At 56.2% G+C, this 23,442-nt stretch carries 25 protein-coding genes and 1 tRNA gene; 7 read left to right on the top strand and 19 right to left on the bottom strand.

Features of this window, described 5'->3' with window-relative positions; translation table 11 throughout:
- Positions 1–194: 194 nt before the first annotated feature.
- Together relB and HMPREF9241_RS01290 are read left to right on the top strand one after the other, a co-directional pair.
- On the top strand, positions 195–431 hold the full coding sequence (gene relB, locus HMPREF9241_RS01295) for a type II toxin-antitoxin system RelB family antitoxin (protein WP_006680471.1): 237 nt from the start codon (positions 195–197) through the stop codon (positions 429–431).
- On the top strand, positions 397–687 hold the full coding sequence (locus HMPREF9241_RS01290) for a type II toxin-antitoxin system RelE family toxin (protein WP_207326459.1): 291 nt from the start codon (positions 397–399) through the stop codon (positions 685–687). Before relB ends, HMPREF9241_RS01290 begins: the two co-directional genes overlap by 35 nt.
- A gap of 179 nt (positions 688–866) precedes the next feature.
- Here the strand turns inward: HMPREF9241_RS01290 and HMPREF9241_RS01285 are convergent, their stop codons facing one another.
- The 7 genes from HMPREF9241_RS01285 to HMPREF9241_RS01260 form a co-directional block, all read right to left on the bottom strand.
- On the bottom strand, positions 867–1,835 hold the full coding sequence (locus HMPREF9241_RS01285; protein ID WP_006680469.1) for a DNA cytosine methyltransferase: 969 nt from the start codon (positions 1,833–1,835) through the stop codon (positions 867–869).
- A gap of 55 nt (positions 1,836–1,890) precedes the next feature.
- Positions 1,891–2,805 carry an ArdC family protein gene (locus HMPREF9241_RS01280; RefSeq protein ID WP_006680468.1) on the bottom strand — a complete coding sequence of 305 codons (915 nt, stop codon included), beginning with the start codon at positions 2,803–2,805 and terminating at the stop codon, positions 1,891–1,893.
- A 2-nt stretch (positions 2,806–2,807) separates the two neighbouring features.
- Positions 2,808–2,942 (bottom strand): hypothetical protein, encoded by a 135-nt coding sequence (locus HMPREF9241_RS09685; protein WP_006680467.1) that lies wholly within the window; start codon positions 2,940–2,942, stop codon positions 2,808–2,810.
- Between the two features lie 13 nt (positions 2,943–2,955).
- A complete protein-coding gene (locus tag HMPREF9241_RS01275; RefSeq protein ID WP_006680466.1) occupies positions 2,956–3,330 on the bottom strand; it encodes a single-stranded DNA-binding protein in 375 nt (124 codons plus the stop codon).
- Positions 3,331–3,360: 30 nt separating this feature from the next.
- Positions 3,361–4,293, bottom strand: coding sequence for a C40 family peptidase (locus HMPREF9241_RS01270; protein ID WP_006680465.1), 933 nt, complete (start codon positions 4,291–4,293; stop codon positions 3,361–3,363).
- Positions 4,290–4,652 carry a glutaredoxin family protein gene (locus HMPREF9241_RS08720; protein ID WP_006680464.1) on the bottom strand — a complete coding sequence of 121 codons (363 nt, stop codon included), beginning with the start codon at positions 4,650–4,652 and terminating at the stop codon, positions 4,290–4,292. The genes HMPREF9241_RS01270 and HMPREF9241_RS08720 overlap by 4 nt, the downstream gene beginning before the upstream one ends.
- A 303-nt stretch (positions 4,653–4,955) precedes the next feature.
- Positions 4,956–5,825 carry a DNA adenine methylase gene (locus HMPREF9241_RS01260; RefSeq protein ID WP_006680463.1) on the bottom strand — a complete coding sequence of 290 codons (870 nt, stop codon included), beginning with the start codon at positions 5,823–5,825 and terminating at the stop codon, positions 4,956–4,958.
- 190 nt (positions 5,826–6,015) lie between these two features.
- Between HMPREF9241_RS01260 and HMPREF9241_RS09465 the strand changes: the two genes are divergently transcribed.
- Complete coding sequence (locus tag HMPREF9241_RS09465) at positions 6,016–6,249, top strand: hypothetical protein (RefSeq protein WP_207326458.1); 234 nt, start codon at positions 6,016–6,018, stop codon at positions 6,247–6,249.
- A 1,063-nt stretch (positions 6,250–7,312) separates the two neighbouring features.
- Here HMPREF9241_RS09465 and HMPREF9241_RS01250 read toward each other — a convergent pair.
- The 6 genes from HMPREF9241_RS01250 to HMPREF9241_RS01225 all read right to left on the bottom strand — a co-directional run bounded on the left by HMPREF9241_RS01250 (position 7,313) and on the right by HMPREF9241_RS01225 (position 14,626).
- A complete protein-coding gene (locus HMPREF9241_RS01250) occupies positions 7,313–9,583 on the bottom strand; it encodes a VaFE repeat-containing surface-anchored protein (RefSeq protein ID WP_006680461.1) in 2,271 nt (756 codons plus the stop codon).
- Between the two features lie 139 nt (positions 9,584–9,722).
- Positions 9,723–10,775: a hypothetical protein gene (locus tag HMPREF9241_RS01245; protein ID WP_006680460.1), complete on the bottom strand. Its 1,053-nt coding sequence runs from the start codon at positions 10,773–10,775 to the stop codon at positions 9,723–9,725.
- 360 nt (positions 10,776–11,135) lie between these two features.
- Positions 11,136–11,444 carry a hypothetical protein gene (locus HMPREF9241_RS01240; protein WP_006680458.1) on the bottom strand — a complete coding sequence of 103 codons (309 nt, stop codon included), beginning with the start codon at positions 11,442–11,444 and terminating at the stop codon, positions 11,136–11,138.
- Positions 11,445–11,823: 379 nt separating this feature from the next.
- Complete coding sequence (locus tag HMPREF9241_RS01235) at positions 11,824–13,167, bottom strand: IS256-like element ISActu1 family transposase (RefSeq protein WP_006680457.1); 1,344 nt, start codon at positions 13,165–13,167, stop codon at positions 11,824–11,826.
- A 29-nt stretch (positions 13,168–13,196) separates the two neighbouring features.
- On the bottom strand, positions 13,197–13,691 hold the full coding sequence (locus HMPREF9241_RS01230; RefSeq protein ID WP_006680456.1) for a ParA family protein: 495 nt from the start codon (positions 13,689–13,691) through the stop codon (positions 13,197–13,199).
- Positions 13,692–13,777: 86 nt separating this feature from the next.
- Positions 13,778–14,626 carry a tyrosine-type recombinase/integrase gene (locus tag HMPREF9241_RS01225; protein ID WP_050998759.1) on the bottom strand — a complete coding sequence of 283 codons (849 nt, stop codon included), beginning with the start codon at positions 14,624–14,626 and terminating at the stop codon, positions 13,778–13,780.
- On the opposite strand from HMPREF9241_RS01225, the gene HMPREF9241_RS09345 reads away from it, so the two are divergent.
- Positions 14,625–14,831, top strand: coding sequence for a hypothetical protein (locus HMPREF9241_RS09345; RefSeq protein ID WP_040318336.1), 207 nt, complete (start codon positions 14,625–14,627; stop codon positions 14,829–14,831). The two genes, HMPREF9241_RS01225 and HMPREF9241_RS09345, sit on opposite strands and share 2 nt — an antisense overlap.
- Positions 14,832–15,041: 210 nt before the next feature.
- Here the strand turns inward: HMPREF9241_RS09345 and HMPREF9241_RS01215 are convergent.
- The 3 genes from HMPREF9241_RS01215 to HMPREF9241_RS01205 form a co-directional block, all read right to left on the bottom strand.
- A tRNA-Pro gene (locus HMPREF9241_RS01215) sits at positions 15,042–15,115 on the bottom strand.
- Between the two features lie 155 nt (positions 15,116–15,270).
- Positions 15,271–16,305 (bottom strand): metallophosphoesterase, encoded by a 1,035-nt coding sequence (locus tag HMPREF9241_RS01210; RefSeq protein ID WP_006680454.1) that lies wholly within the window; start codon positions 16,303–16,305, stop codon positions 15,271–15,273.
- A gap of 33 nt (positions 16,306–16,338) precedes the next feature.
- The gene (locus tag HMPREF9241_RS01205; RefSeq protein WP_006680453.1) at positions 16,339–18,441 is read right to left on the bottom strand and encodes a transglycosylase domain-containing protein; all 2,103 of its coding nucleotides are present in this window, start codon (positions 18,439–18,441) and stop codon (positions 16,339–16,341) included.
- 161 nt (positions 18,442–18,602) lie between these two features.
- Between HMPREF9241_RS01205 and HMPREF9241_RS01200 the strand changes: the two genes are divergently transcribed.
- Both HMPREF9241_RS01200 and sp36 read left to right on the top strand, forming a co-directional pair.
- Complete coding sequence (locus HMPREF9241_RS01200) at positions 18,603–18,938, top strand: WhiB family transcriptional regulator (RefSeq protein WP_006680452.1); 336 nt, start codon at positions 18,603–18,605, stop codon at positions 18,936–18,938.
- A gap of 91 nt (positions 18,939–19,029) precedes the next feature.
- Positions 19,030–19,191, top strand: a complete 162-nt coding sequence (gene sp36, locus HMPREF9241_RS08935) for a Sp36 family protein (RefSeq protein WP_006680451.1) — start codon at positions 19,030–19,032, stop codon at positions 19,189–19,191.
- A 137-nt stretch (positions 19,192–19,328) separates the two neighbouring features.
- On the opposite strand, the gene HMPREF9241_RS01195 is transcribed toward sp36, so the two are convergent.
- From HMPREF9241_RS01195 to HMPREF9241_RS01185, 3 genes are all read right to left on the bottom strand, one after another.
- Positions 19,329–20,012 (bottom strand): Crp/Fnr family transcriptional regulator, encoded by a 684-nt coding sequence (locus tag HMPREF9241_RS01195; protein WP_040318335.1) that lies wholly within the window; start codon positions 20,010–20,012, stop codon positions 19,329–19,331.
- Positions 20,013–20,356: 344 nt separating this feature from the next.
- Positions 20,357–21,499: a hypothetical protein gene (locus HMPREF9241_RS08715; protein ID WP_006680449.1), complete on the bottom strand. Its 1,143-nt coding sequence runs from the start codon at positions 21,497–21,499 to the stop codon at positions 20,357–20,359.
- 55 nt (positions 21,500–21,554) lie between these two features.
- On the bottom strand, positions 21,555–22,511 hold the full coding sequence (locus HMPREF9241_RS01185) for a hypothetical protein (RefSeq protein WP_006680448.1): 957 nt from the start codon (positions 22,509–22,511) through the stop codon (positions 21,555–21,557).
- 66 nt (positions 22,512–22,577) lie between these two features.
- Here HMPREF9241_RS01185 and HMPREF9241_RS01180 point away from each other — a divergent pair, with 66 nt between their 5' ends.
- A complete protein-coding gene (locus tag HMPREF9241_RS01180; RefSeq protein ID WP_006680447.1) occupies positions 22,578–23,441 on the top strand; it encodes a hypothetical protein in 864 nt (287 codons plus the stop codon).
- The last annotated feature ends 1 nt before the right edge of the window (position 23,442 follow it).

The raw sequence follows: 23,442 nt of genomic DNA, 5'->3' as shown, positions 1-23,442 counted from the left end.
CGCTGCTTAAGGCGCTGGGCGTGGACCAAACAGCGCTGGATCTGCGTATTGGGCCACCACGACACACATCACCGGTGCCCGACTCATAATGAGAATCTCCAGGCAATACTCTTTCCCCGAAAAATGATCGCCAGAGATTGAAGAAGGCGCGGGAACCAGCTAAGATGTTTACACGTAAACACTTGGGAGGAGTTATGGCAACATCAGTCGCAGCACTGCGTATTCCGCAAGACCTTGCAGGTCGGTATGACCGCCTTGCGTCGATGACAGGCAGAACGAAAACTTACTACCTCACTCAAGCTCTCGCAGAGTCGATTGATCGCCTTGAATACGAGTATGGCCTCATGCAAAAGGTTGAAGATTGGCGTGCTGGCAGACTTGAAACTGTAAGCCTTGATGAGTTGGAGGCTGACCTTGGCGTGGAAGGTTGAGGTCGATAAAGGCGCGCAACGCTTTTTGGCGAAGCTGGATAAGCCAATAGCTCGACGTATCGTCGCTAAACTTCGACAGATTTCAGAGCTTGATGACCCTCGGATGCAGGGGAAGGGTCTGACTGGAAACCTGGCAGGACTGTGGCGTTACCGAGTTGGAGATTATCGGCTCGTGTGCCTCATTGAAGATGATGTAATGGTAGTTCTTGTCGTCGATGTAAATCATCGTTCACAGGTGTACAAGGGGCGTTCATAAACGAACGATTCTGCCCGTGTCAGCACCACCAGTCAGGGCGGGTATCCCCGAAAGACTCATTGAGAATCTTCGCATCAGGGTAGAGCTTGCTCGCAATCCTTGCTGTCGTAGAGTCAATCTCAACACCCACCATGTCAAAGCCTTAAGGCAACACCAAACGCCCACCCTAAAAATGGTGATCAGTTGCTCAGGGCGCGGACGATGTTCTCGGCAATGCGGTGAATAACCTCAACGCACACCGAGTTTCCTGCCTGCTTGTACAGACGTGACTCGGCTTGCTTTGCAAGCTTGAAATCAAGTGGGAAACCCTGCGTATTGAAGCACTCGTGAGCAGTCAGCTTACGGATACCGCTTCTCACGCGGACGATGGGAACGTTATGTCCTCCTTCGCCCATGTTTGCGGTCAGAGTCGGGACAACACCAGACATGTTCTTACGTACGTATCGACGACGCCATTGATAGACGGCTGACGGATCGTCCATCGCAGCCTCAAGCTGCTCATACACGTCGCCTTTGAATTTTCCGGCGGTGTAGTAGTAGCGCTCACCCACCTCATGATCGAAATCGATAATGTCTGACAGACTCTTTGTTAGCGGAATCGGATCTGGGAATGAGAATCGCGCACAATCTGCTTCATTCCGGAAGCAGGCAATGTAGATACGCTCACGGTTCTGGGGAGTATTCCCATATTCCATCGCATTCAATACTTGGTAGCGGTAGTGGTATCCCTCTTCTTTCAGCGCTTCGAGGATGACTCTGAATGTGTTCCCACGATCATGACTCACTAGGTTTTTCACGTTTTCAAGGAAGATGACGCGAGGCTTCTTCACTGCGATAATCCGCATCAATTCGAAGAAAAGATCGCCTCGACCTTTCTTGTCGGTAAACCCTTGACGGTATCCCGCCACTGAAAAGGCCTGGCAGGGGAAACCGCCGACAAAGATATCGGCATCGGGTACTTCTTCGGGCAGAACCTCGTGAATATCGCGCCCATCTACTGTGAGATCAAAGTTCTGTTCATACGTTTGGGCGGCATATGGATCGAACTCATTGGCGTAAATCGTCTTTACTTTGCCGGTTTCTTCAAATCCGAGGTCGATCCCTCCGATTCCCGCAAAGAATGACGCTAACGTCCACTTCTCAGCCATGAATATGCCCCATTTCCACTTGGTGCCACTGATGGTGTTACCTGCTTGCTGGTTCCTATCTGTGTAGGGATAGGCTCGCGGTTTGGTGTGGTGTGCGCCGGGTGGCGAGGATGGTTTTTTCGTCTGCGTCTGCCCACCCGGCGATGTATCCGGTGGAGTATTCGGCTGTGTCGAGGCCGAAGTATTTACTGACTAGGTAGGCGCATGATTCGGCTTCTACTTCTTTGATCCCCCTATGCATGGACTCAGTTTGATCTGCTTGGTCCATGTGGAGTCGCGCGTGACTGATCTCGTGAATAAGAGTCTTGAACTGGTGGGCCTCAGGCGCGTCGGTGGCTACCGCGATGGTTTTCTCACCTTGCCCCTCGATCATCGGCCGCATTGTTACCCCGTATGCGCCACCAAGAGCTTTGCGCGTGGTTTCTTCATACTTGTACCCAAGATCAGCCACAATCTGTTTCGCGCGCTGCCATAACTGCTCAGAGCGCTCTCCGGTTACTTGGGGTAGGTCTTTGCCTTTGATCGGTTCACCTTCGGTTTGGTGGTAGCCAAACGTGGGGCGCACGGTAAACCCTGTGACGGCGGGCTTCCAGATAATGTCTTTCTTGTCGTACTTTTCTAGCTCGCTTTTGTCTATTGGCCGGTCCTCATCTTTGAGGAAGGGGAGCTTGTAGGTGACGGGTGCTAGGACGTGGTAGCTTTTTTCTCCTTTTTGGACGTGTCTACCTAGCTTTTTCCACGCTGTGTAGGAAGCAAACGAAGTTTCCTTGCTTCCGCGCTGGTGGGCTTGGGTGTGGAGCCACACGAGGTTGCGGAAGGAGTACTGGGGCATTTTCGCCATGTAGTCCAGCATGTCTTTCCATGTTTGGGTGTCTTTGAACCGGGCAGCTGCTGCGGCGATTTCTTCGTGAGCTTTGGCGAGTTTGGCTTCGCGTTCTTCTTTGGCTTCTTCTTTGCTGCGGGTGGCCATGATTAGTTGCCTACCTTGCCACTTTGAGCTTCAAGAGCCTGGAGGCGTTGTGAGAGCTGTTCGATCTGGTCTTGCTGGGCTTGGACCTGCTCGATGAGGGTTTCTACGAGTTCTAGCGTGGTGTATTGGTTGTCCATTTGAATCTCCTGGTTAGTTGTTTGTGGAGTCGTTGGTGCTGATGTGTAGTTCTTGGAGGGCAATGTCTGCTCCGATGTGGTCTACCCACACGTCGTGGGCTACGCGCTCTTGCCCGTCTTGACTGGTGTAGGTGCGCGCGCGATAGGTGCCACTAAAGATGATGGCGGCGTTGCCGTTTAACTCTTGGAAGTCTTTGAGTTTCACGGCGGTCTGCCCGTGGACTCGTAGGTAGTAGCCGGTGGTGGCCACGGTTTCCCACTTGCCGGTTTCTGGGTCTTTAGCCCGGTCGTTTACGATCACGGTTACGCGCCCGTGGTGGGTGCCGTCATCGTTGAGGGTGAGTTTGACGGGGCCTGCTAGATTTCCAGCTCGTACTATGTAGCTCACTGTTGGACTCCTCAATGGTTGTTTGGTTGGTTAGATGCGGACGGCTTGCCAGTGCAAGCTGAGCCAGTAGGGGGTGTCGAGGGGTATTTGTTCGACGTGTCCGCCCACGTCGGGGGCGTGGATCATGAGTCGGTTGCCATTGGGGTCTTTGCCTGCGTAGATGCCGATGTGGTGGTAGTGGCCGCTGCCCGGAGTGGCGAAGCCGATCAGGTCGCCTGGTTGTAGGGCTGATTGGTCTATGGGTGTGCCTGCTCGGGTGATGATGTCGTGGGCGGTTCGCGCGTTGAGGGGTTTGCCGAGGTCGGTGTAGACGCGCACGATGAGTCCCGAACAGTCCAGTCCGGCCGCGCTGGTGCCTCCCCACTTGTAGGGGGTGCCGAGATATTTTTGGGCAGTGGCCACTACGGACGAGGCTGAAGCACTTTTTTGAGTGTATTTTTTGGCCAGCTGTTTGATTTTGGTTACGTAGTTTTGGGTTTCAGAGTATGGGGGTATGCCCCGGTATTGTTGGATTGCTCCTGGTCCCGCGTTGTATGCGGCTAGGGCAAGATCAACCACGTTTCCTGTTGCTTGCCCGCTCGCGACGTAGGCTTTCACGGCGTCTACTAGCTTGCACATGAACTGGCCTTGGCTGGCGATAGCGTCGATAGGGTCGAACGGGTCGGCCACCCCGTCCCCGTTTGCGTCTATCCCGTGAGATTTCCATGTGGCGGGCATGAACTGAGCGATACCTTGTGCGCCGGCTGGGCTCACAGCTTTCGCGTCCCACCCGGATTCAGCCTCGATTTGTCCGGCGATGAGGCTGGGCGTGATTTCGGTGCAGATACTCCCCGCTTTCATCACGGCCTGCACATATTCGGGGGGCACTCCCTCTAGGCCCGCTCCTGCTCCTTCGGCTCCGCCTCCAGTCATCATCAGAGGCAAGAGCATGAGCGGGGCTGCGGCGATGAGTGTCGTTTTCACAGCCCGCGCCCTTGCTCGGTGGTTACACCGTGATCGAGGTTCCTCGTGTGGCTGGGGGTGCTGACAGCGCTTGTGTGGCCGGTATTGTTTGCGCGGCCCGCCTGGTCTGGTTTGGTGTAAGGGGTGGCCAGGGCGATGATTTCGCGGATGCGCTGGGGGTTAAACCCAGATGAGCGACCCGTTTGGGTTTCTATGATCGGGGCTGATAGGAGGCCTTCGTTTTTGAACTGTTCTACCAGGTCGGGTCGCTTGCTTAAGTCAATGGCGTTGTAGGTGATTCCTGCCTTGTCCAACTTGCGTTGGGTCAGGGCACACCCTGGACAGTGCGGGGTGGTGTAAATAGTAATGTTTTCGCTCATACCTACTACGTAGGTTGTGCGCGCACAGAGTTAAGGCCCGCACCAAAAGGTGCGGGCCTTAACTATCCCTGGAAGGGGCCAGAGAGAGGGGTGCGGAGCCATTTGTGGCCTTGCTGGTTGTAGTGGACGAGGGCTCAGGTTCTGGCTTCCATCGCAAGACAGGCCTGTCAGCCCTAAAGCGATCAGGCACACACGTAAATGGTGCACGTCCAAGAAAGCCTCGCCTACCCGGCACGGCGCTCATTTGACCCAGAGCGTTCGCGACGTCATGAGTACGCCGATTGAGTCTTTTGGCTAATGAGGTTAGATCCAATTGGCTTGTACGCCGGGGGTGATTTCCTGAGTGCGAGGAACGTTAATCGTTGGCCCGTAGATGATGGTTTCTGTCCCGATATGACTGTTTTGTGCGGTATGAGCGAGGTTGAAGCGAGCACAACGTTCGGCTCCGTATAGATCTTGCCAGATGATTTTTTCATCATCGTAGGTGAGAACCCAAGGGTATGGAGCGCTCAGAATTTTATCGGCGAGGGTTTTGTGGTCGTCAGCATTGAAGGCGTGGAGATAGAGCTTGTTCCCCTGGACGACGTATGGGGGGTCAGCGTAAACAAAGATGTTGTCCTCGTAGTGCTCGATACTGTCAAGGAAATCGAGCGCATCAAGCTCGGTCACGGTGATGTGGTCGGCTAATTCTTGGATGCGTTTGATGCGCGAGATGAGTCCTTGTTTGTTGTAGCGGGCATCGATGAGCCATCTGCCGGTCTGGTTGAGTCCACCGATGGGGCGTGCAGTGAGGATGCCAGATCGGTTGGTGCGATTGAGGAAGAAAGTGGCGAAGCCGAGGGCGAGATCGTCTCCATTGGGGCCCGCTTCAAAGATTGCGCGCTGTTCGTGCCATTGACTGATAGTGACCTCCGTTGTTTCGATGAGCTGGATGAATTCATCGGAGTGAGTAGTTACGGAGCGCCAGAAGGCCGCGATGCCGGGGTGGACATCATTGATGTGGATGTGGGAGACGCACTCTTCGTCGAGGAGGCGTAAGGCTGCACCAGCGCCTCCAGCGAAGGGTTCTGCGTATCGGATGGGAACGGGGTCCTGGATAGCCAGGAGCTGGGCGAAAAAGGGTGCGAGGCGCACTTTTCCACCGGGGTATCGCAGGGGAGATAGATTCCTCATGCAGTGCCTTGTTTGTGCAGTTGGTTTTCGCTCATACCTATTACGTAGGGTGTGCGCGCACAGAGTTAAGGCCCGCACCAAAAGGTGCGGGCCTTAACTATCTCTTGGAGGGGCCTGTGGGGTTAGTTTTTGCGTCGCTTAGCTACGAGGGCGGCTGCACCACCTGCGGCTAGTAGCGTGGCTACGCCTAGTGGTGCGAGGTTTGCGCCTGTTTGAGCAAGCGGCTGGGGTGTGGGCTCAGGTTCCGGCGTGGGTGCAGGTTCTGGCGAAGGTGCAGGTTCTGGCGAGGGTGTGGGTTCTGGCGAAGGTGCTGGTTCTGGCGTGGGTGCTGGTTCTGGCGTGGGTGTGGGTTCTGGCGTGGGTGCTGGTTCTGGCGAGGGTGCTGGTTCTGGCGAGGGCTCAGGTTCTGGTTCGGCAGTGTTGAACTCTATTTCCTGTTTCCGGGTTGCCTCGCTCGTGTCTTTGCCGGGGCCTGTGCGTACCGAGGTCAGTCCTTTCCTATTGAGTTGGATAACGAGAGAGTAATAGCCGGTCATGATTTCAATTTCGGCTTTAACAGTGCCAGCTCCGGTAGATTTCCAGGGTATTTGGAAGCCTTCGCTTGTGCTTTCGCCTTGCCATGTTTTAGTGCCACTGTCTTTGAATACGGCCGGGCCATCTAGCGTGGCCGTGGCTTTAAGTCCTTGACAGGGTTTGCCTAGGGCGTTGATCCAACGCAGGTTAATAGTTCCCTCGGACGTGCCATCGCCTTGGACGGTTGGTGAGCCGAACTTTTCGGGTGATGCGTTTACTGCTTGGTTAACGTATTTTTTCGCTAGTTCCACCACATCGGGATGCTCTTGTTGCATGGCCGCCGTGGCCTTGGCTGCGCGCTCACGTGCGGGTCGGAGCAGTTCTGAGTTCGGGTCGTGGCTAGGGTCGAGCGCGTACATCGAACCGTCAAAGTTGAGCCGGTTAAGCAGTGATATGGCGGCGCGAGACTGGGCGGTATTAACAGATTCGTAGGTGGCTAGAATCCACCCCATCTGTGTGCCAGTCACACTGAGTTGGGGGTCTTGGTGGTTATCAACGTTGGTTGTGTTAAGAAAGTAGCCTTGCGAGTCGTAGGGGATTTTATTGGTGAAGATGGTGGACCAGATGAGGGGGTCATGTCCGTCTGGGTTTTTCAATCCTCCAAACCACACAAGGCTGTCATCGATTTGTAGGTGGTAGCCTTGCCCGACTTCTTCTAACGCGCTGTCTTTTGATTCGGGAGGTAGGGCGTTAGCTGCAAGTCCTGCGCTTGTTGCTAGCACGGCTGTGGCTGTGATGGTCATAGCCGTAGTTTTCATGAGTGTTTTGAGTCTAGACACTGTTTTCCTGTTCGTCACCGGTGTTTGTTTCAGTCCGCGCTTGGGACTTCACCTACTGCGTAGGGTGTGCGCGCACAGTTAAGGCCCGCACCAAAAGGTGCGGGCCTTAACTATCCCTGGAGGGGATCTTGTGGGTTAGTTCTTGCGTCGCTTAGCTACGAGGGCACCTGCACCACCCGTGGCTAGTAGTGCGGCTACGCCTAGCGGTGCGAGGTTTGCGCCGGTCTTGGCCAGGGCCGACCCGCCACCGGAGTTGTCAGCGGCTGCGAGCTTAATGGTCTGATCCGTGTCATCAGCATCCGCGTGGGTGCCCACGAGCTGCCCGTCTGCGTCGTAGACGTATTCAAAGGCAACAAGCTGGGTGTTTGCCATGCCGGTAGTGTCCAGGTTGGCTACTACCTTCCCGCAGTCTTGCGGAGTGTTGGGCGTGAACTTCGCGGTCGCTTCATACTCTGTGCCGTCTACCATGACCATCTTGCCGGTGGTCTTGTTGTGAACCTTGAGCCTCAAGGTGTATTCAGTTCCGGGAACAAGTTTCTCGTTCGCGTCACACACCTTGTCAACCAGCTTCGTGTCCTTGCCAGGCTTCAAGGTTTTTTCACCGTTTTCGCCGGTGAACGTGGTCTTGAGCTTCGGCCCATCAGCTGTGATAGTGAACTGCTCGGTCACATCCTCTACAGAAGTAGCCAATGGGGTTACGCGGTCATCACCGGCGAAAGTAGAGATGAATACGTAGGTGCCGGCTACTAGCTTGCCGTCTGCACCCTTCTTAGCGATCCACGACGTGTCACCAACGCTGGGGTAGACACCGTTCTTAGCGGCAATGGTGACGGTTTGACCAATCTTTTCAGCCTTGTCGCGGTTCGCTTCGGTTACTTTAAGGCCAGCGGGGAAAAACAAGACCTCGTGAGAGATGAGTTTCTCGTCTGCCTTGAATCCGGCTGCGCCTTCAAAGTTGGGGTGATCGGAGGGCATTCCGGTGACGAACACGTCATCTACTAGGTAGGTACCCGCCTTGGTGTCACGCACACTCAACTTCGAATCAATCTGAGCTGGGTGTCTTACTGACGTGGTTTCGTCTGCCATGCCATAGTCGTCAACAAAGTCGGCCTTAATGTACTGAGACCAAGCAGCGTCCTGGTCATCGGCTTTTACTTCCCACACCCACGTGTAGAAACCGTCCTTGGGTGCGGCCCCTGCGCTAGCGGTAAGCACCGTTTCAGGCCCGTTGGCTTTGACGATGACGGACTTGATGAGTTCTGCGCCTTCTGGCACGGTATCGCTCTGTTCTGCTGGAGCGAGGGGGTCGATGTAGTAGAGGCTTGCGCGGTAGTTCACGGGCACATTGGTGCCATCGATGTTGAGCCACTTACCGTCCCCGTAGTTCGGGTCAGCGTTCGGGGTGAACGTGTCAGTCAGCTCAGCGCCGCTGTCAATGACCTTAGCGGTATCCACATTTGAGAGGCCTTGGGGGCGGAAATCGAAGATAACATCCCACGTTGGAGACTGAACGGTCTTAGATGTAACTCTCTCAATATCGAAAATCACGTCCTGCCTGCCACCGCCAGGCGACGCATAGCCGAGAACAGGGGCGGGAACGTTACTGTAAGTAACATCAGCAAAGACTTTGCCGTTGGCGGTTGAGTGCCACTTGATTCCATTGATTGGAGTGCTGGCGGTCGTGCCAGTGTAAGTATTAGTACCCGTTTCGTCGAATACGGCTGGACCGTTTAAGGTCGCGGTGAATGGGTAGCCGGATACAGGCGAACCGCTTGAGTTGCGTACCTGAATTCCGTTGAATGTCCCGTACATGTGGTTGGTGGTTTCTGGTTCACCTGCTTCCCATCCGACGACACCGGCCGCTTTGGCTTCTGCGACCATTTGGCGCGCCCGGTTTTGAATGTTAGTCGGCGTGAGTTGGAGTAGCTCATTGACATTCGCTTGAGCGCGACCCGAGTTTTCAAAGTTCACGTGTGCAAGGAAGCCTGTGGCGGCCGCGTCTACGTCAGTATTTGAAAACTCTAAGGACTTTGGCGTGTACCACTTCATGATGTACGCCATCTGAGCAATATCAACACTCAGATCAGCCGGACGGCTAAGGCCAGGCTGACTCGTCAGCTCTCCGGGGGTGACGGCAACTGCCGCCGAGGGGTTGACCGCGTCGGCCTGAATACACAGACCTGGGATGGGCTGGCCTTGGTAGGGAATCCACGTGCCAAGCCAGCCAACACTTCCTCCAATAGGCACGCCGCGCACCCAAGAGCCTGCCGCGTGAGCCGGTAGGGCACTCAGAGAGCCGACAAAGATAAGAGCAAGCGCTGTCAAAGCGAGAGCTAGCCGGTAGGCCAGCCCGCCCTTAGTGGCGCGAGGCGCGTCTTGAGCGTGCGTGGTCATAGGAATACTCATCACTACTCCACTTTCATATAGGTTTGATGATCGATCACGAAACCCATTCAGGGGCTTCACCTATTACGTGGAGTGTGCGCGCACAAAGTAAGGGGGCACCCGGTCGGGCGCCCCCTGGACTCATCGGATTCGCAGGTTGCTAGTCACATCCAGCGATACATCCGTGATCGTTCGTCCAATTTCCATTCTCATCTGGCTGCACCTGGTGGTGCCAGCTTCCGTCGTCGGTGGCTTGTATCCATTCGGGGAAGTTTGGGTTATAGCAGTATGGTCCGCCGCCGCACACGTCACCACTACCACCGCTGTAGCCACCGCCTCCATTGCCACCTGCGTTCGAGTTGCTGTAGTTACTGGCGCTGTAGCCACCACCATTGCCTTCGTCGTATCCGCCCGTGCTTTGAGCCTGTTGGGCTTGTGTGTAGGCTGTGGCCGCGTCGTTTACCGCTGTGGTGGCATCGCTTAGGGTTTTGGCTACTGTGCCTGCTTGGTCTGCGCGGGTAAACACAGCCTCAATATCAGCCACGGCCTCCAGCGTTTCAGGCTCGGCTTGGTCGAGTGCTTGAGCTTCTTTCAGTGCAGTATCAAGCTGGTCGGTCACGCTCGTTTCTACGCCTTCACGATTAGCCATGCCAGCGGCTTCGATTGCCTCATTCAGGGTTTTTATCCCCTGGTCAAAAGTGGTTGTAGCCGCGGCCGCGACGTGTTCGCGCACGCCAGCAAATGAAGCAGTGAGCTTATCAAGCACGCTTTGAGCCTCCCCTTGGGCGTCCTTGACCGCGCGCGTAGCTTCTTTGGCTTGTTCACGTCCTAACGCGGAAGCATCCTGGGCCTCAACGCTTGAAAGTGCGTCTGCTTCTTCTACCGCCACGGCTAGAGCCGTGGTGTCAGTGTCTAAAGCACGCTGAGCCACTAGATCAATAAGCGCTTTGGCTTGCGTCTTAGTCTGGTCAAGTTCGGTCAAGGTCTGCTGATAGGTGGCCTGGGTCGCCTGGTATTCCTCGCGCGCGCTCAACGTATCAGTGTGGGTTTTCCATACCACCCCAACCACAACCAGCACGGCGATGAGTGCTACGGCGATGGTGGCAATAATGGGCGGGCGCTTATACCACGGTGGTGTCACCGTAGAGACTGGCTCGCTCATCGCAGTATCAGTTGTTTCTTGTAATGGGGTGTGGGGCTGGCTGGTGCTCATGGTGTTTTCCTTGACCTGTGTTGATGTCGAGTCTAGTTGATGGGGCCGCGCGGTCCGACGGGTAGGGTGCCGATTTGGCGTGGTGGGACAGGCGCGTGTAGTCGCGCTCGGGCTTGCGTGTTGTAGGCGATGAGGGCTTGTTCTACCCATTTGCTCCACGTAGTCGGCCCATTATTGGCAAGGCTGGCGATGAATAGACCACGGGCTTCGTCTGCCACTTTTTCATCTACCCGAACAGTGATCTTTTGGATACCACTGGAGTGGGTCTTGGGTGTGGGTGTTTGTGCCCGTGGTTTGGCCTCGGTCTGGGTCTGGGTGATGACGCTGTGGCCTGCTAGGGCGCTACGTCTAGGTTGTGGTTTAGTCATGAGTGTGTCCTTCGTCGAGTTTACGCATGTGTTTGTCTAGTCGATTGATGGCATGCGCGGTTTCGGATAGGCGGGTGTGGAGTTGGAGCATTTGCTCAAAGTCTTTGCCTTCTAGCACGTGTTGGACTTTCTCTACCCACGTGTAAGGGCCTGCTGTTAGGTGTTCTGGTTCGATCCAGTATTGGAGGAAGTGAGTTACGTTTACCGTGTCGTTGTACAGCAACTTCAGATAGATGTCTTTTTCTTCACTGCTCGCCTGCCTGTAGGTGGCTAAGAGTTGTTTGTTACTGATTTTGCTCATTGCTCTGTTCTTCCTGGTGGGTTTGGATTGCGTGGAGGTATTGGGTGTAGATGTCGGCTAGTTGTGCTGCTTCTTGTGTGGGCCATTGTTCGAGTGGCTGACTGGCTTCCACGCTGTCTGCGATTGCTACCCGTTTAGGGATGGGTGGGTTAAAGATTGTTAGTCCGCGTTGTTCTACTTCATGGGTTAGCTCGCTTATCCAGTGCCCGCCGCTGGTGGTGCGGGCTTCGTGCTGGTTGATGATGATTCCCCCGATTGTGAGTGTGGGGTTGTAGTAGGTGCGGATCTGGTCGATCGAACTGAGTAGTCTCGCTAGCCCGTTAGCGCTCCAGAGTTTGGAGTGTGGAGGGTGTCAGTCCGTTTGTGTACGGGGACTGATTTACAAGTATGCGGCGAACCTGTCGGGGTAGGCCACGGATAGCTGATTGATTGCCTGTTTCCAGTTGCTGGTCTTGCTGCCTTCGATAAGTCGCTTGGCTGAAGCAGAAGCCTTGGCACCTTCTTTAGCGCGGCGGGCAGCACGACGGTCCTCGATGTTACAGATCATCAGCCACAGCGTCTTCACTGCCGCTGAATCCGACGGGAACTGAACGCGGTTTCGTGTTGCTTTCCGCAGCTCACTGTTCATCGATTCGATGGAATTCGTGGTGTAGATAACCTTCCTTGCCGCTGGCGGGAACTGCAGGAACGGAATGAACCTGTCCCACGCGTCGCGCCAGACTTTCACTGATTGCGGATACTTCTGGCCAAGCTCGCTGGCCTCAAACTCATCGAGTGCACTTCGAGCTTCATCCTCGTTGACAGCGGTATAGATGCCTCGTAGATGCTTCGAGACCTCTTTCCGGTCGCCGTAGGCTACCCACCTGTTAGCGGCACGAATCAGATGCACCACGCAGGTTTGGACCATGGAGTCCGGCCAGGTTGCCTGGATTGCTTCCGGAAAGCCTTTCAGTCCGTCACAGCAGACAATAAAGACATCGTTGACACCGCGGTTGGCGATTTCTGCGCACACCTGCGACCAGAATGCTGCACCTTCATTGGTAGCTACCCACAAGCCCAAGATGTGCTTAATGCCCTCCATGTCCACTCCGACACCCATGTAGACCGCCTTGTTGACGACGCGTCCGTTGTCACGGATTTTTACACGTAGGGCATCAAGGAAGATAACTGGATAGAACGCCTCGAGTTGCCTGGTCTGCCACGCGGTGACTTCCTCTAAGACCGCATCGGTGACCGCGCTAATGGTATCTGGCGACAAGTTCACGCCGATGGTGGTAGCCAGATGATGTTCGATGTCACGCACGGTCATTCCGCCCGCATACAAACTAATGATCATGTCATCGAGGTCGGTAAGTCTGCGGCTACCCTTGGGGACCATGCGCGGCATATAAGTGCCTGCTCGATCTCGAGGGACACTGATATCAACTGGCCCGTATGCCGAGTCCACGGTTTTAGGATAGGAGCCGTTACGGCTGTTGGCTTGGCCGGCCGCTTCCTTACCAGCCCGGTCGCCATTGACGTAGCCCAGGTGTGCATCCATTTCCGCGTTGAGCCCACTGTTAATCGTGGCCTGCAACAAGCCACGCACCAGCTCGTTGGCGTCGACGGTTGATTCACCCAGCTCCTGGATCAGCCTGGCAGTTTCCGGGTTCTCCATCAGCCGGCGGCTGATATCGGCGACGCGCTCAGCGCCACCATGTTTCTTCGGGGACACAACAGTCATTGTTGCGCACTCTCCTTCGTGATTGAGGATTAAACCTCATACACAAAACTTCCGACACCCTCGGAGTGTGTGACGATCAGGGTGATGTCGGTGGCGGTCAGGCCGTTGATTGTGAGCTGGTCGAGTGATGGTGGGCAGTCGATAAGACACACGTCATAGTTGCTCGCGATAGGACTTAAGGCGGCGCGTAGCCTGCTTTCGCGTCCAGCTCCTGCTACTACTAGTTCGTCTCTTACTACTGGTAGGGCCTCACCCGTGGTGGGTACGAGGTCTACCCCGTCCCATAGGCCAGGTACGGTGACTTCGCTTATCGGTAGCTTGGTTCGGTTTGAGAGCACGTCAGCCAACCCCGCAGTGTCCTCGTCTACTGGGTGTTTTGCGAGGCTACTGGTGATGTTGCCTTGCGGATCAAGGTCTACGACGATCACGCGCAAGCCCTCAAGAACCGCGGCGCGGGCTAGGTGATAGGTGGTAGTTGATTTACCTACCCCACCTTTTTGATTACACAGTGAAATGGTGAGCATCATTGTCTCCTCATGGGTTACATGTCTACGGTTGCCAGCGTTGCCGTCATTGCCGTCAATGCCGACGTTGCTGGCAGTGCTGGCGGTTAGAACAGGTAGTTGTTGAACATGGTTGGTAGTAGGTCGAGAGCCTGGCGTTGTAGGCGCACTGAAACGTTCATGTATAGGGCGGTTGTTTGTAGGTTTTCGTGACGCATAAGGGTTTGTACTACTCGCGCGTCTGCTCCTGCTTCGAGTAGGGCTGTGGCGAAATAGTGGCGTAGCTGGTGGGAAGTCATTGTGATACCCGCGCGTGCAAAAGCGTCAGAAATACTTGAACCAACAGCCCGACGCTCGACATGCGTGTGAGGGCATGTAGAAGAAGGGAACCACCAACCGCGTAGAGGGTAGTGTTCAGCCTCGCGCAAGATGATGGGATGCACCGGCAGAACGGCGGTTTTATTGCCTTTTCCAACTACGGTTATCATTCCCGTTGCGTGATCGATGTCTTGTCCGCGTATTTTCGCTATTTCGTGGACTCGCAGCCCAGCAAAGGCAGCAAGCATGATGCGGGTGCGCGTGGCGGGACGCAGAGGCGAGGTGAGAACGGCTCGTAGCTGTTCATCTGTGATGGGTCGCGGTTGATACTTAGGACGTTTAGGCGCTGCAACGCGGGACATAGGATTGTCCTGACGGTGATCGCTGATAACCAGCCAATGATAGAAGGCTCGCAGATGCACGTAATACGTGTGGCGCGTGATCGCAGACGGTAACGTGGCAAGCCATAAAGTAATGTCTTCGAAATTGGCTACCTGAGCGTTCACCCCCGTTTGCTGAGTGAATTGGTCTACGACACGTAATCGTTCATCAATCGTCCTTACTGACAAAGAGCGTGCGGACATCTCTACAGTCCATAGGCGGGCGAGTTGTTCAAAAGGAATAACAGTTTTGAGCATGACTAAAGTTTCAGCCATTAGCATTGGCAAGCATGCCCAATTGTTGAAAAAAACGGGCATTGCTGGCAGCGCCATCACTGCCATAGTTGCCGTCATTACTGGCATTGCCATAGTTGCTGGCAATACGAGTAAAAAGAAAAACGAAGCACAGAGCCAGCGAAGATACGATGCCGAAAATGAGTGGAACTCTTTACCGGGCTTGTAATGAATAGGTCGTGGGTTCGATTCCCACAGGTGGCTCGACTGAAACGGTCTGGACTTGCGGGTTGAGGCCGTTTTCTTTATATTCGGTGGTTTTGTCTGCTCGACGCTTCTATGATGAACGATTGATATATAACATTTGTCGTTTAAGCTCTCCGTCGCCAAAAAATGAAAAAGCCTCCGACACCTGCAGTGCCGGAGGATCTCACACGAGTCGGGGTGGCGGGATTTGAACCCACGACCTCTTCGTCCCGAACGAAGCGCGCTACCAAACTGCGCCACACCCCGTGCGACTGTTCGAGTATAGCGAGTCAAAGTCCCAGATGACAAAACGGAAAGCCCCTAGAGTCTGCCGAATAAGTCACAGTGCCCGATCCGAGCGCCCAGCCTAAATGCGTGGCAATCATTCGCCGGTAGCGCTATCCAAACGGGCTGCGTGAACGCTATGCGATTGAAAGAAGGGTGGCCTCGGGGCGTGTTGCGATACGAACCTGCGCGTAGCGCGACGTCCCCAGCCCGGCACTGACATTGACGAAGGACTGGTGCGTGCCATATCGCCACGAGTGCAGCCCTTTTGCGTATTTCCGTGGGAGGTCGCAGTTCGTCACGATCGCTCCAAAGCCGGGAAGTCCAATCTGACCGCCGTGCGTGTGACCGGCGAAGATAAGGTCGGCTCCAGCGTCCGTCATGGCGTTTAAAACGCGCGTATATGGAGCGTGCGTGAGACCGATACGCAGGTTCTGCTGGTTCGCCCACGAATCCAACGGGATGGGAAGTCGATCGCGGTTGAGGTGCGCGTCGTCGGTCCCGATAAAGCTGAGCGTTTGGGACGTGTGCGCGGCCTCGTGAATAGAAGGCGAAGAAGCGCCAGGTGCGATGGTCGACGAAGACGAGACGCGCGCAACCGGTGCTAAGACAACGGGAATCGAAAGCGTATCTGCGCGGTTAGTCAGGTTCGTCCAGCCGGCTTCGTGGAATGCGGAAGTCAGTTCAGTCCACGGCAGGTCCGGCGTTGTGCGCGCCTTTTGAGGGTGTCCGCCGACAAGGTAGCGTGCCCAGCTCTTCGGCATCTGCGAATAGTAGTCATTCGAGCCGAGCACGTAGGCACCGGGGTAGTCCAGCAGTGGTTTGTAGGCGCGCATCAGGGGGACGAGGCCGTCCACACTGGAGAAGTTATCGCCGGTAGAAACGACGAAATCAATGTGGTTTGTGGCCGTAACTTTCCTGAGGAAATCTTCGATGAAGTCTTGGCCGGGAAACATGTGCAGGTCAGAGACGTGAAGGATTGTCAGTGGCTGGATATTGCGCGATGGATCCAAGGTGACGTGGACGTGTCGCAATGTTGGCCAGCGTCGTTCAAACGAGCCCCAGGCGAGTGCTGACGCCCCCGCCAACCCCATGCCAAGGGTCGTGTAGGCGACGCCTTTAAACGCGCGCCCAGCGATGTTGAGGGAGCTTGTGTGCACGTCGTACGTCATGGGTCTGCCTTATTCGGAGTCTTCCTCTTCGTACTACTCGGTTGTCTGAGCTTCGGGCTGCTGAGTATGAGGCTGCGGGGCGGGGGAACCGATGCTGACCATCGGCATGGGCTCGATCGGAGTGCCCGCCATAACGGCTGACATGTAGGGTGCCCAGATGGTGCGACCAACGAAGGTCTCACCGTAAAGCTGGGAGTAGTAGACGCCGTTGATGGTCACGTCTTGAACGGGCTGGGTTGAAGCGTTCGCGTGGCCAACCCATGCCGAGGTGGCCAGAGAGGGGGTGAAACCGCTCATCCATGTGTTCGAGTTGTTATCCGTTGTACCCGACTTACCGGCGAACTGGCGGCCGTCAGCGATGTGTGTGGACGTGTAGTACTGGCTCACGGCCTGTGTCAGCGTCGTTGCCGTCTGCTGGGCGGCGGTTTCGGGGATGACCTGGCTACATTCGGGCGCGTATTCCTTCAGCGTGTTCTCGTCGCGGTCTGTGACCGACAGGAGCGCGTTCGGCTTGCAGTAGTTACCGTTGTTCGCGATCGCAGCGAAAGCACCGGCAACTTCAAGCGGGTTTGTTGACGAGGTGCCCAAGACGTTTGCCGGGAAGAGGTCGGCGACCTCGCCGTTTTGGGTTACGCCAAGGTCGTAGGCGGTCTGGAAGATCTGACAGAAGTCAACGCGCGATGCCATGTTCACGAACGCTTGGTTAACCGACAGGCCGGTTGCGCGAATGACGTTCATTGCGCCGTCCTTGCCGGGAAGGTCGACGACGTTGTAGGCGCCGGTGTTGATCGTTTGATCGCCACAGTGGAAGGCGTTCGAACCGTAGTAGCGGTTTGCTGAACCAACGGCTTCGTAGGCGCTGTGGCCTTCCTTGAACCATTGCAACAGGGTGAAGACCTTGTAGGTTGAACCGACCTGGAACTGACCATCGGCGGCGTAGTTTGCCATGGTCTGGCCGGCTTCAACACCGTAGTTGGTGTTCTGGCTCATCACTAGGATGTGTCCGGTGCTGGGCTCAACGGACACCAGTGCGGTATCAACGTCGGAGGCGTCGTCGACGGGGATCGCGCTGGTCAGTGAGTTCCAAGCGGCCGCTTGCTTCGTCGGATCAAGGGTGGTGCGGATCGTGATGCCCGCGGTCTTCAGCATGTGTTCGCGTTTCGCGGACGTATCGCCGTAGGTGTCATCGGCAAGGAATTGTGACAGGACGTAGTCGCAGAAGTATGCGGAGGAGCCCGATGCGCCGGAGCATCCTTCGGCGGAGACGTTCGGGTTCAACATGTCTTCAATGGTGGTGGCGAGGCCCGCGTCGTATTCCTCTTGCGTGATGATTTCCTGTTCAAGCATCAAGCCAAGAACAAGGTCGCGACGTTCTTTTGCTGCTTCAGGGTATGACAGAGGATTGTATTCAACGGGGGACTGGACCAAGCCTGCGAGCATTGCTGCTTCGAGGTAGTTGATTTCAGAGGCGCTCTTGGAGAAGTAGCGCTGCGATGCGGCTTCGACACCGTAGGTGATGGGGCCGAAGGGCGCGATATTTAGGTAACCGGTGAGAACCTGATCTTTGTCCAGCTTCCGTTCAAGGGCGAGAGCGTATTTGATCTCGCGGAGCTTGCGGGCTGCGGTCTGTTCGGTTGCCGCGTTGACCTGTTCAGCGTCGCCTTCCAAGTAGCCCTTTTCAAGGAGGGCGTTTCGAACGTACTGCTGCGTAATGGTGGATGCGCCCTGGGTGCCGGTTTCGGCCAAGTTGTTGACGAATGCGCGGGCGATGCCGGTTGCGTCAACGCCGTCGTGTTCGTAGAAGCGCTTGTCTTCGACTGTGACGATGGCTTGCTTCATGATGTCGGCGATGTTTGCCGAGGGGACGACGATGCGCTGTTTGTCGTAGAAGCGTGCAATCACTGCGCCTGTTGAATCGAGCATTTGCGATTCTTCTGCGGGCTCGACGACTTCAATTTCGCTGGGGAGGTCGTTGAAAACTTCCGGCATCGACTTGGCGGCGAGCGCGAGAGATCCGGTGAGCGGGACGAACATGCCTGCCCCGAGCACGCCGATGAGTGCTGACGTGGACACGAATGCCACGAGGAGCGCGACGAGCTGTGCGGGCCGGATAAGGCGCGAGTGATTGTGCGACATAGGTTAAGAATACGTGTTGGTGAGCGCTCCGCAGTGAGCAGACGCTTCTTTTTTGTGTGACTCTCTGCCAGGGCGAGACATCTTCGGTTTGTTAATTACTGTGGATGTGTGTATCGTCACAGGTGGAAGCTCATAGGCGAGCGATTTGGAAGTGCATATTCATGACCACCATTGACCAGGATCAGAGTTGGGTAGCAAAGGCGCTGTGTGCAAACTCTGAACCTGATGCTTCATTTGTTCAAGGGGCTGCGCAGCGCCAGGTACGCCTGCGTTGTTTGCAGTGCGAGGTCCGTTTGGAATGTCTTGCTGACGCCCTGCAGTCCGAAGCCAATTTTGGCGTGTGGGGTGGGTTGACAGAGCGTGAGCGACGCGCAATGCTTCGCCACTACACGACCGTTGAAAATTGGCGGGCCTGGCTGGAGTCCTCCCCGGATCCGCTGGCTGCTGAGATTCGTGCGGCGAAGGTTCCGCGGGTGCTTGCGCACGTTCGCGGGTGAACATCAGTTTCGTTTGATGCCACTGATTGACGAGGCCGCGACGGCGTGGCCGTCGTGGAACGAGTGGCAGTGAAGAACGTAGGATTGAGCCATGACTAAATGGGAATATGCAACGATTCCGTTGCTTACGCATGCCACGAAAGCAATTCTTGACCAGTGGGGTTCTGACGGGTGGGAGCTCGTTCAGGTGATCCCCGGTCCGACTGGTTCAGAGAATCTGGTTGCCTACTTGAAGCGACCGATCGAAGACTGAGCTGTGATGGCCTGATCGGTTGGCGCTTCGCTGACGGATTTAACAGACTGAATACGACTGGGGGGCTCGGAACTAAAAGTTCCGAGCCCCCCAGTTGCGTCTAATGAAGGATAAACCCCGAGGGTTACCTTGTGAGATCAGCGTGCGCGACGTGCCAGGCGGTCAACGTCGAGCAGGGTCACTGCGCGACCTTCCAGGCGGATCCAGCCACGGGAGACGAAGTCGGCGAGCGACTTGTTCACGGTTTCGCGCGAAGCGCCAACCAGCTGAGCAAGCTCTTCCTGGGTCAGGTCGTGAGGAACGTGAACGCCCTTGTCGGATGCAGTGCCGAAGCGATCTGCCAGATCCAGCAGAGCCTTTGCCACGCGACCGGGGACGTCGGAGAAGACGAGGTCGGACAGAGACTCGTTGGTGCGACGCAGACGCTGGGCGAGTGCCTTCAGCATGTGCTTTGCCAGGGTCGGGTTCGTGTCGAGGATTTCCATGAGGTCTTCGTGGTCCAGGTGGAGCAGCGAAACCGGGGAAACGGCAGTTGCGGTGGTGGAACGCGGACCCGGATCGAACAGGGTCAGTTCACCAATGATTTCACCGGGGCCGAGGACTGCAAGCAGGGACTCACGACCATCGTTTGACGTGTGACCGAGCTTCACCTTGCCTTCGGTGATGATGTAGAGGCGATCGCCAAGGTCGCCCTCGTCGAAGAGAGTCTCGCCACGACGCAGGGTCGTGTGGCCCATCTTCTGTTGCAGGGAAATCTGCTGGGAATCATCGAGGCCGCCGAACAGCGGGACTTGGCTGATGAAGTTACCGTCACCAATCATGTGGCGGGGCTCCTTTCTGCTCGTGGCCTCGTGGGTAACGAGGTCGAAACCATTATTGAGCACTCGTGTGCCATAGGACATACGAGACTGATACACCACACAGTATGCCCTGTTGACCGCTACTAGGTGAAGAAACCGTGTGGACACGCCGAAAACGCACATATAACCGCCGAATCTGCGAGCGTTTGTGCGTTGATCACAACGAGTAGGCGACCTGTTTTATTTCTCTGTCGTCTTTGTTTAATCACTGTTCATCCGCGCTTATTGCGCATGGTCTGGGCATAAAAACGCCGGTGGGTGCAAGCTTTTGCTTGCACCCACCGGGGAGAGCCTGATCAGGATCTTCAGCGCAGGCCAGCGGCCTTTTCTGCCTTGCGACGTGCGCGCGCAGTGTAGTGAGCGCTGGTCGGGTTCACCTTTTCGACCTCGGAACGCAGGACCTCTTCGGCGCGACCGGTGCGACGGACTCGGTGGGACAGGATGCCAATGAAGATCATGGCAATACCCATCAGAAGGAATCGACCGGAATAACCGGCAAGCTGGACGTGGTGCGTGAAGTTCGCGCCCACCGTGTTCCAGTTGTACAGCCATGTCAAAACCGGCTTGGTGTATTCGGCGGTCATGGCCGGAACAACCAGCCACGGCAGACCAATGATCGTGGTGATCACACCGGAGAAGCAGGGGCCAAGTGAGGACTTGCACGCAGCGATCAGCAGAGCAATGCCGATCACAATTGCAACCAGAAGCTCACCCAGTGCCAGCGTCGACACAAGAGGAGTGTCAATTGTCGGAACGCCCGTCATCGCATTCGTCATGCGCGAGCCAGCATCCGCGGCCAGATACCAGGCGATCGGTGCCAGGATGAAGAACGAGAGCAGGGAACCCCAGTGGGCTCCGGCGCGCGACGGCATTTCTGCTGTGAGGGTTGCGCCTTCAAAGATCGAATCATCAAGCGAAGTTGGAGTCGTCGCAACGAAAGGCTGCTCCGGTTCGGTCGTTTCAACAGCCTCTTCGCGGGGCTTCCACGTGGTTTCAGTTTCTTCCTCGACCTCTTCAACCGGAGCGGCCGTCATAAAGGAACGACGCTGAACGGTCGATGCTTCAACCGAAGCGGGAGTTGCGGGAGCTTCGTCGGTAGCGGGAGTGTCAACACGATTCGCCATCACGTCACGCGGAGTCGGAGTCGGATCCGAAACCGGGTCGATGACGATCGCAGGAATACCGTCCGTCATCACGGGGATGGTGGTCGTGTGCGGGGTCAGAATCACGGGTTCAATCTGGCCGGTCTGAACAAGAGACGATTCGCCGATAATGTCGTCCGCGCTTGAGATTTCACCTGGAAGGTCAACCTCTTCGCCGGTCAGCGGAAGTGCTGGGCTATCGGCAGCTTCACCTTCGGCCATCATCGGTTCATCGCTGAAGTATTCGGATGTTTCGGGTGCGACGAAGTCATCGTCCTTGGGTGTTGTGAAATCCTGATCAGACATGGTGCTCCTCCTGCTTGTGGGTACACACTATCGAGAAAAATGCCGGACTTTCGGCTTATTTATCCGCTAGGCGCGTTTCGTCACCATTGTTTTGGTCACGCTGTGTATCAAGCTGGGTGGCCTCGTCCCCTACGCTGACCCGCTGTCGTGCCACGTAGATACCCATTGTGGAGGCGCCCAACAGACATCCCAGGGACGCAATGACGGGAGACGCAAGCGCCAACTGAGTCGTCACCGAGGGCCCCGGAGTGACCACGGAACCCGTGATTGATGACCAGAGCGGAACCAGCATGTACGTGGGAACCGCCATGATCAGCCACGCGCCAGCCTGCGGGCCGGTCAACGAAAAACGTGCGACCAGAGCAGTTAAACCCAAGAGAATCGCGGCGATGATCGTTTCGAGAGCGTGCGTTCCCACCGCCGGCTCCAGTGCGGACAGTCCGTTCGCGCTCACCGCGCTGGTGTCATTCGGTGCCGCTAAGACAAAGAGTATCGACGCAATCAGCGTTGCGGGAATCGACAACGAGGCCACCCACGTGTGCCGATGCCCTGTAATCGCAGGATAGGGAACCAGAGAATCGATTTTGACTGCCGGGTAGCGCGCATACGTCAGCGCAACCGCGGCACATCCGGTGATCAGAGTGACCGACAGTGGGTAGAGGCTCCACAGGACCGACGAACGCATATCTGGCAGATCCAAAATCATCGACTGCAAGAGTGGAACGCGCAGGTAACCGGCTGCTTGGCTCAGCCCAATCGGAATTGAAAGCGCGGACGTCACGTACATTCCGGCGGGAGACTCCTCGCAGTTCAGTGATACCAATGCCAAGATAATCGTCGCCAACGCGACACCGATCAAACCTTCGACCGAAGCCAGTGGCAGACCAACGGCGGCTTGCGCCTGTAAATCAGCCATCGACGACCCCATGAAGATCAGGGCGACGGGCGCAAAAACAAGGGCGTATACGCCACTGCGCACGTGCTCAGAACGGGGGATCGGGCGAAGATTCATGCCTCAAGTATGTCGCACATCCGGGCATATGCCCGCCCAGTGGCCACCGGTTAGTAGTCTGAAGAAGTGACTATCGATTCCCTTGTTGACCCCACGCTTGCCGTCATCGCCGGTGCGAGTGCCCGCGAAGAAGTACGTTTGGCTTGCGAGGACGCCTTGAAGGCGTTTACCACGTTGCGCTTTCACGAGGGATTGCGTCGCGGTTGGGAAGAAGCTCGCGCCGAGGCGTCAGTCCGTGAGGCAGCAGCGATTGCGATCCTGTGTGGCGCCAGAACACATGTTGACGACATGCGTATCGCCTCAATGAATGACGCGCCTTGGTCTGCTGTCACCGATGAACGCACCGGATCGGGTGCCACCCGCGATCCAGCGATGGACCTGGCACTGGGGATTTGGAGGTCCCAAGCGAACCTCAGGGCAGGTTTTGACCCTTTAAACGCTCGAGTTCCCACCCGAAAAACCCCTCGGCCACTTCCGGCCCTGATCGCGGGACTCCACCGAGATGCCTGTTCCGGCCTCGTCGAATCGGGAAGACTCGATGTTGGACACGTAGCAATTCCACACGACGGCGGTGCGCTCGCATATGCGATGACGCTGATCAACGGGCAATTACCGGCGCTTGTGAAAGCAGCCTGCCTGGTTGCGCACTTCCGGTTTCGCACCGTCTTTGATCCAGCATCTGGCGCGGTCGGGTATGGGCTTGCGCGATGGCTTCTGGTCACCCAAGGAGTTGAACCCACGGGTGTCGCAGTGATTTCAGCCTTCGATGCTGAGAACCAAGCGGAAGCCTCGCGCGCGCTCGGCGGTTGGGTGGCTGCCAGCGAGGAAAGCGTTGCCAGGTGGCTTGTTCATTCGATACGCGCATTCGAATACGGCGCGAAGATCGGCGCTGACATTGCTTTCCACGTCCAAGCTGGCAGGCTCAGCTAGA

Source organism: Schaalia turicensis ACS-279-V-Col4, assembly GCF_000296505.1.
GTDB classification, from domain to species: domain Bacteria; phylum Actinomycetota; class Actinomycetes; order Actinomycetales; family Actinomycetaceae; genus Pauljensenia; species Pauljensenia turicensis_A.
Note: the sequence above shows the minus strand (reverse complement) of the source record. Positions and strands in the feature narration are given on the sequence as shown.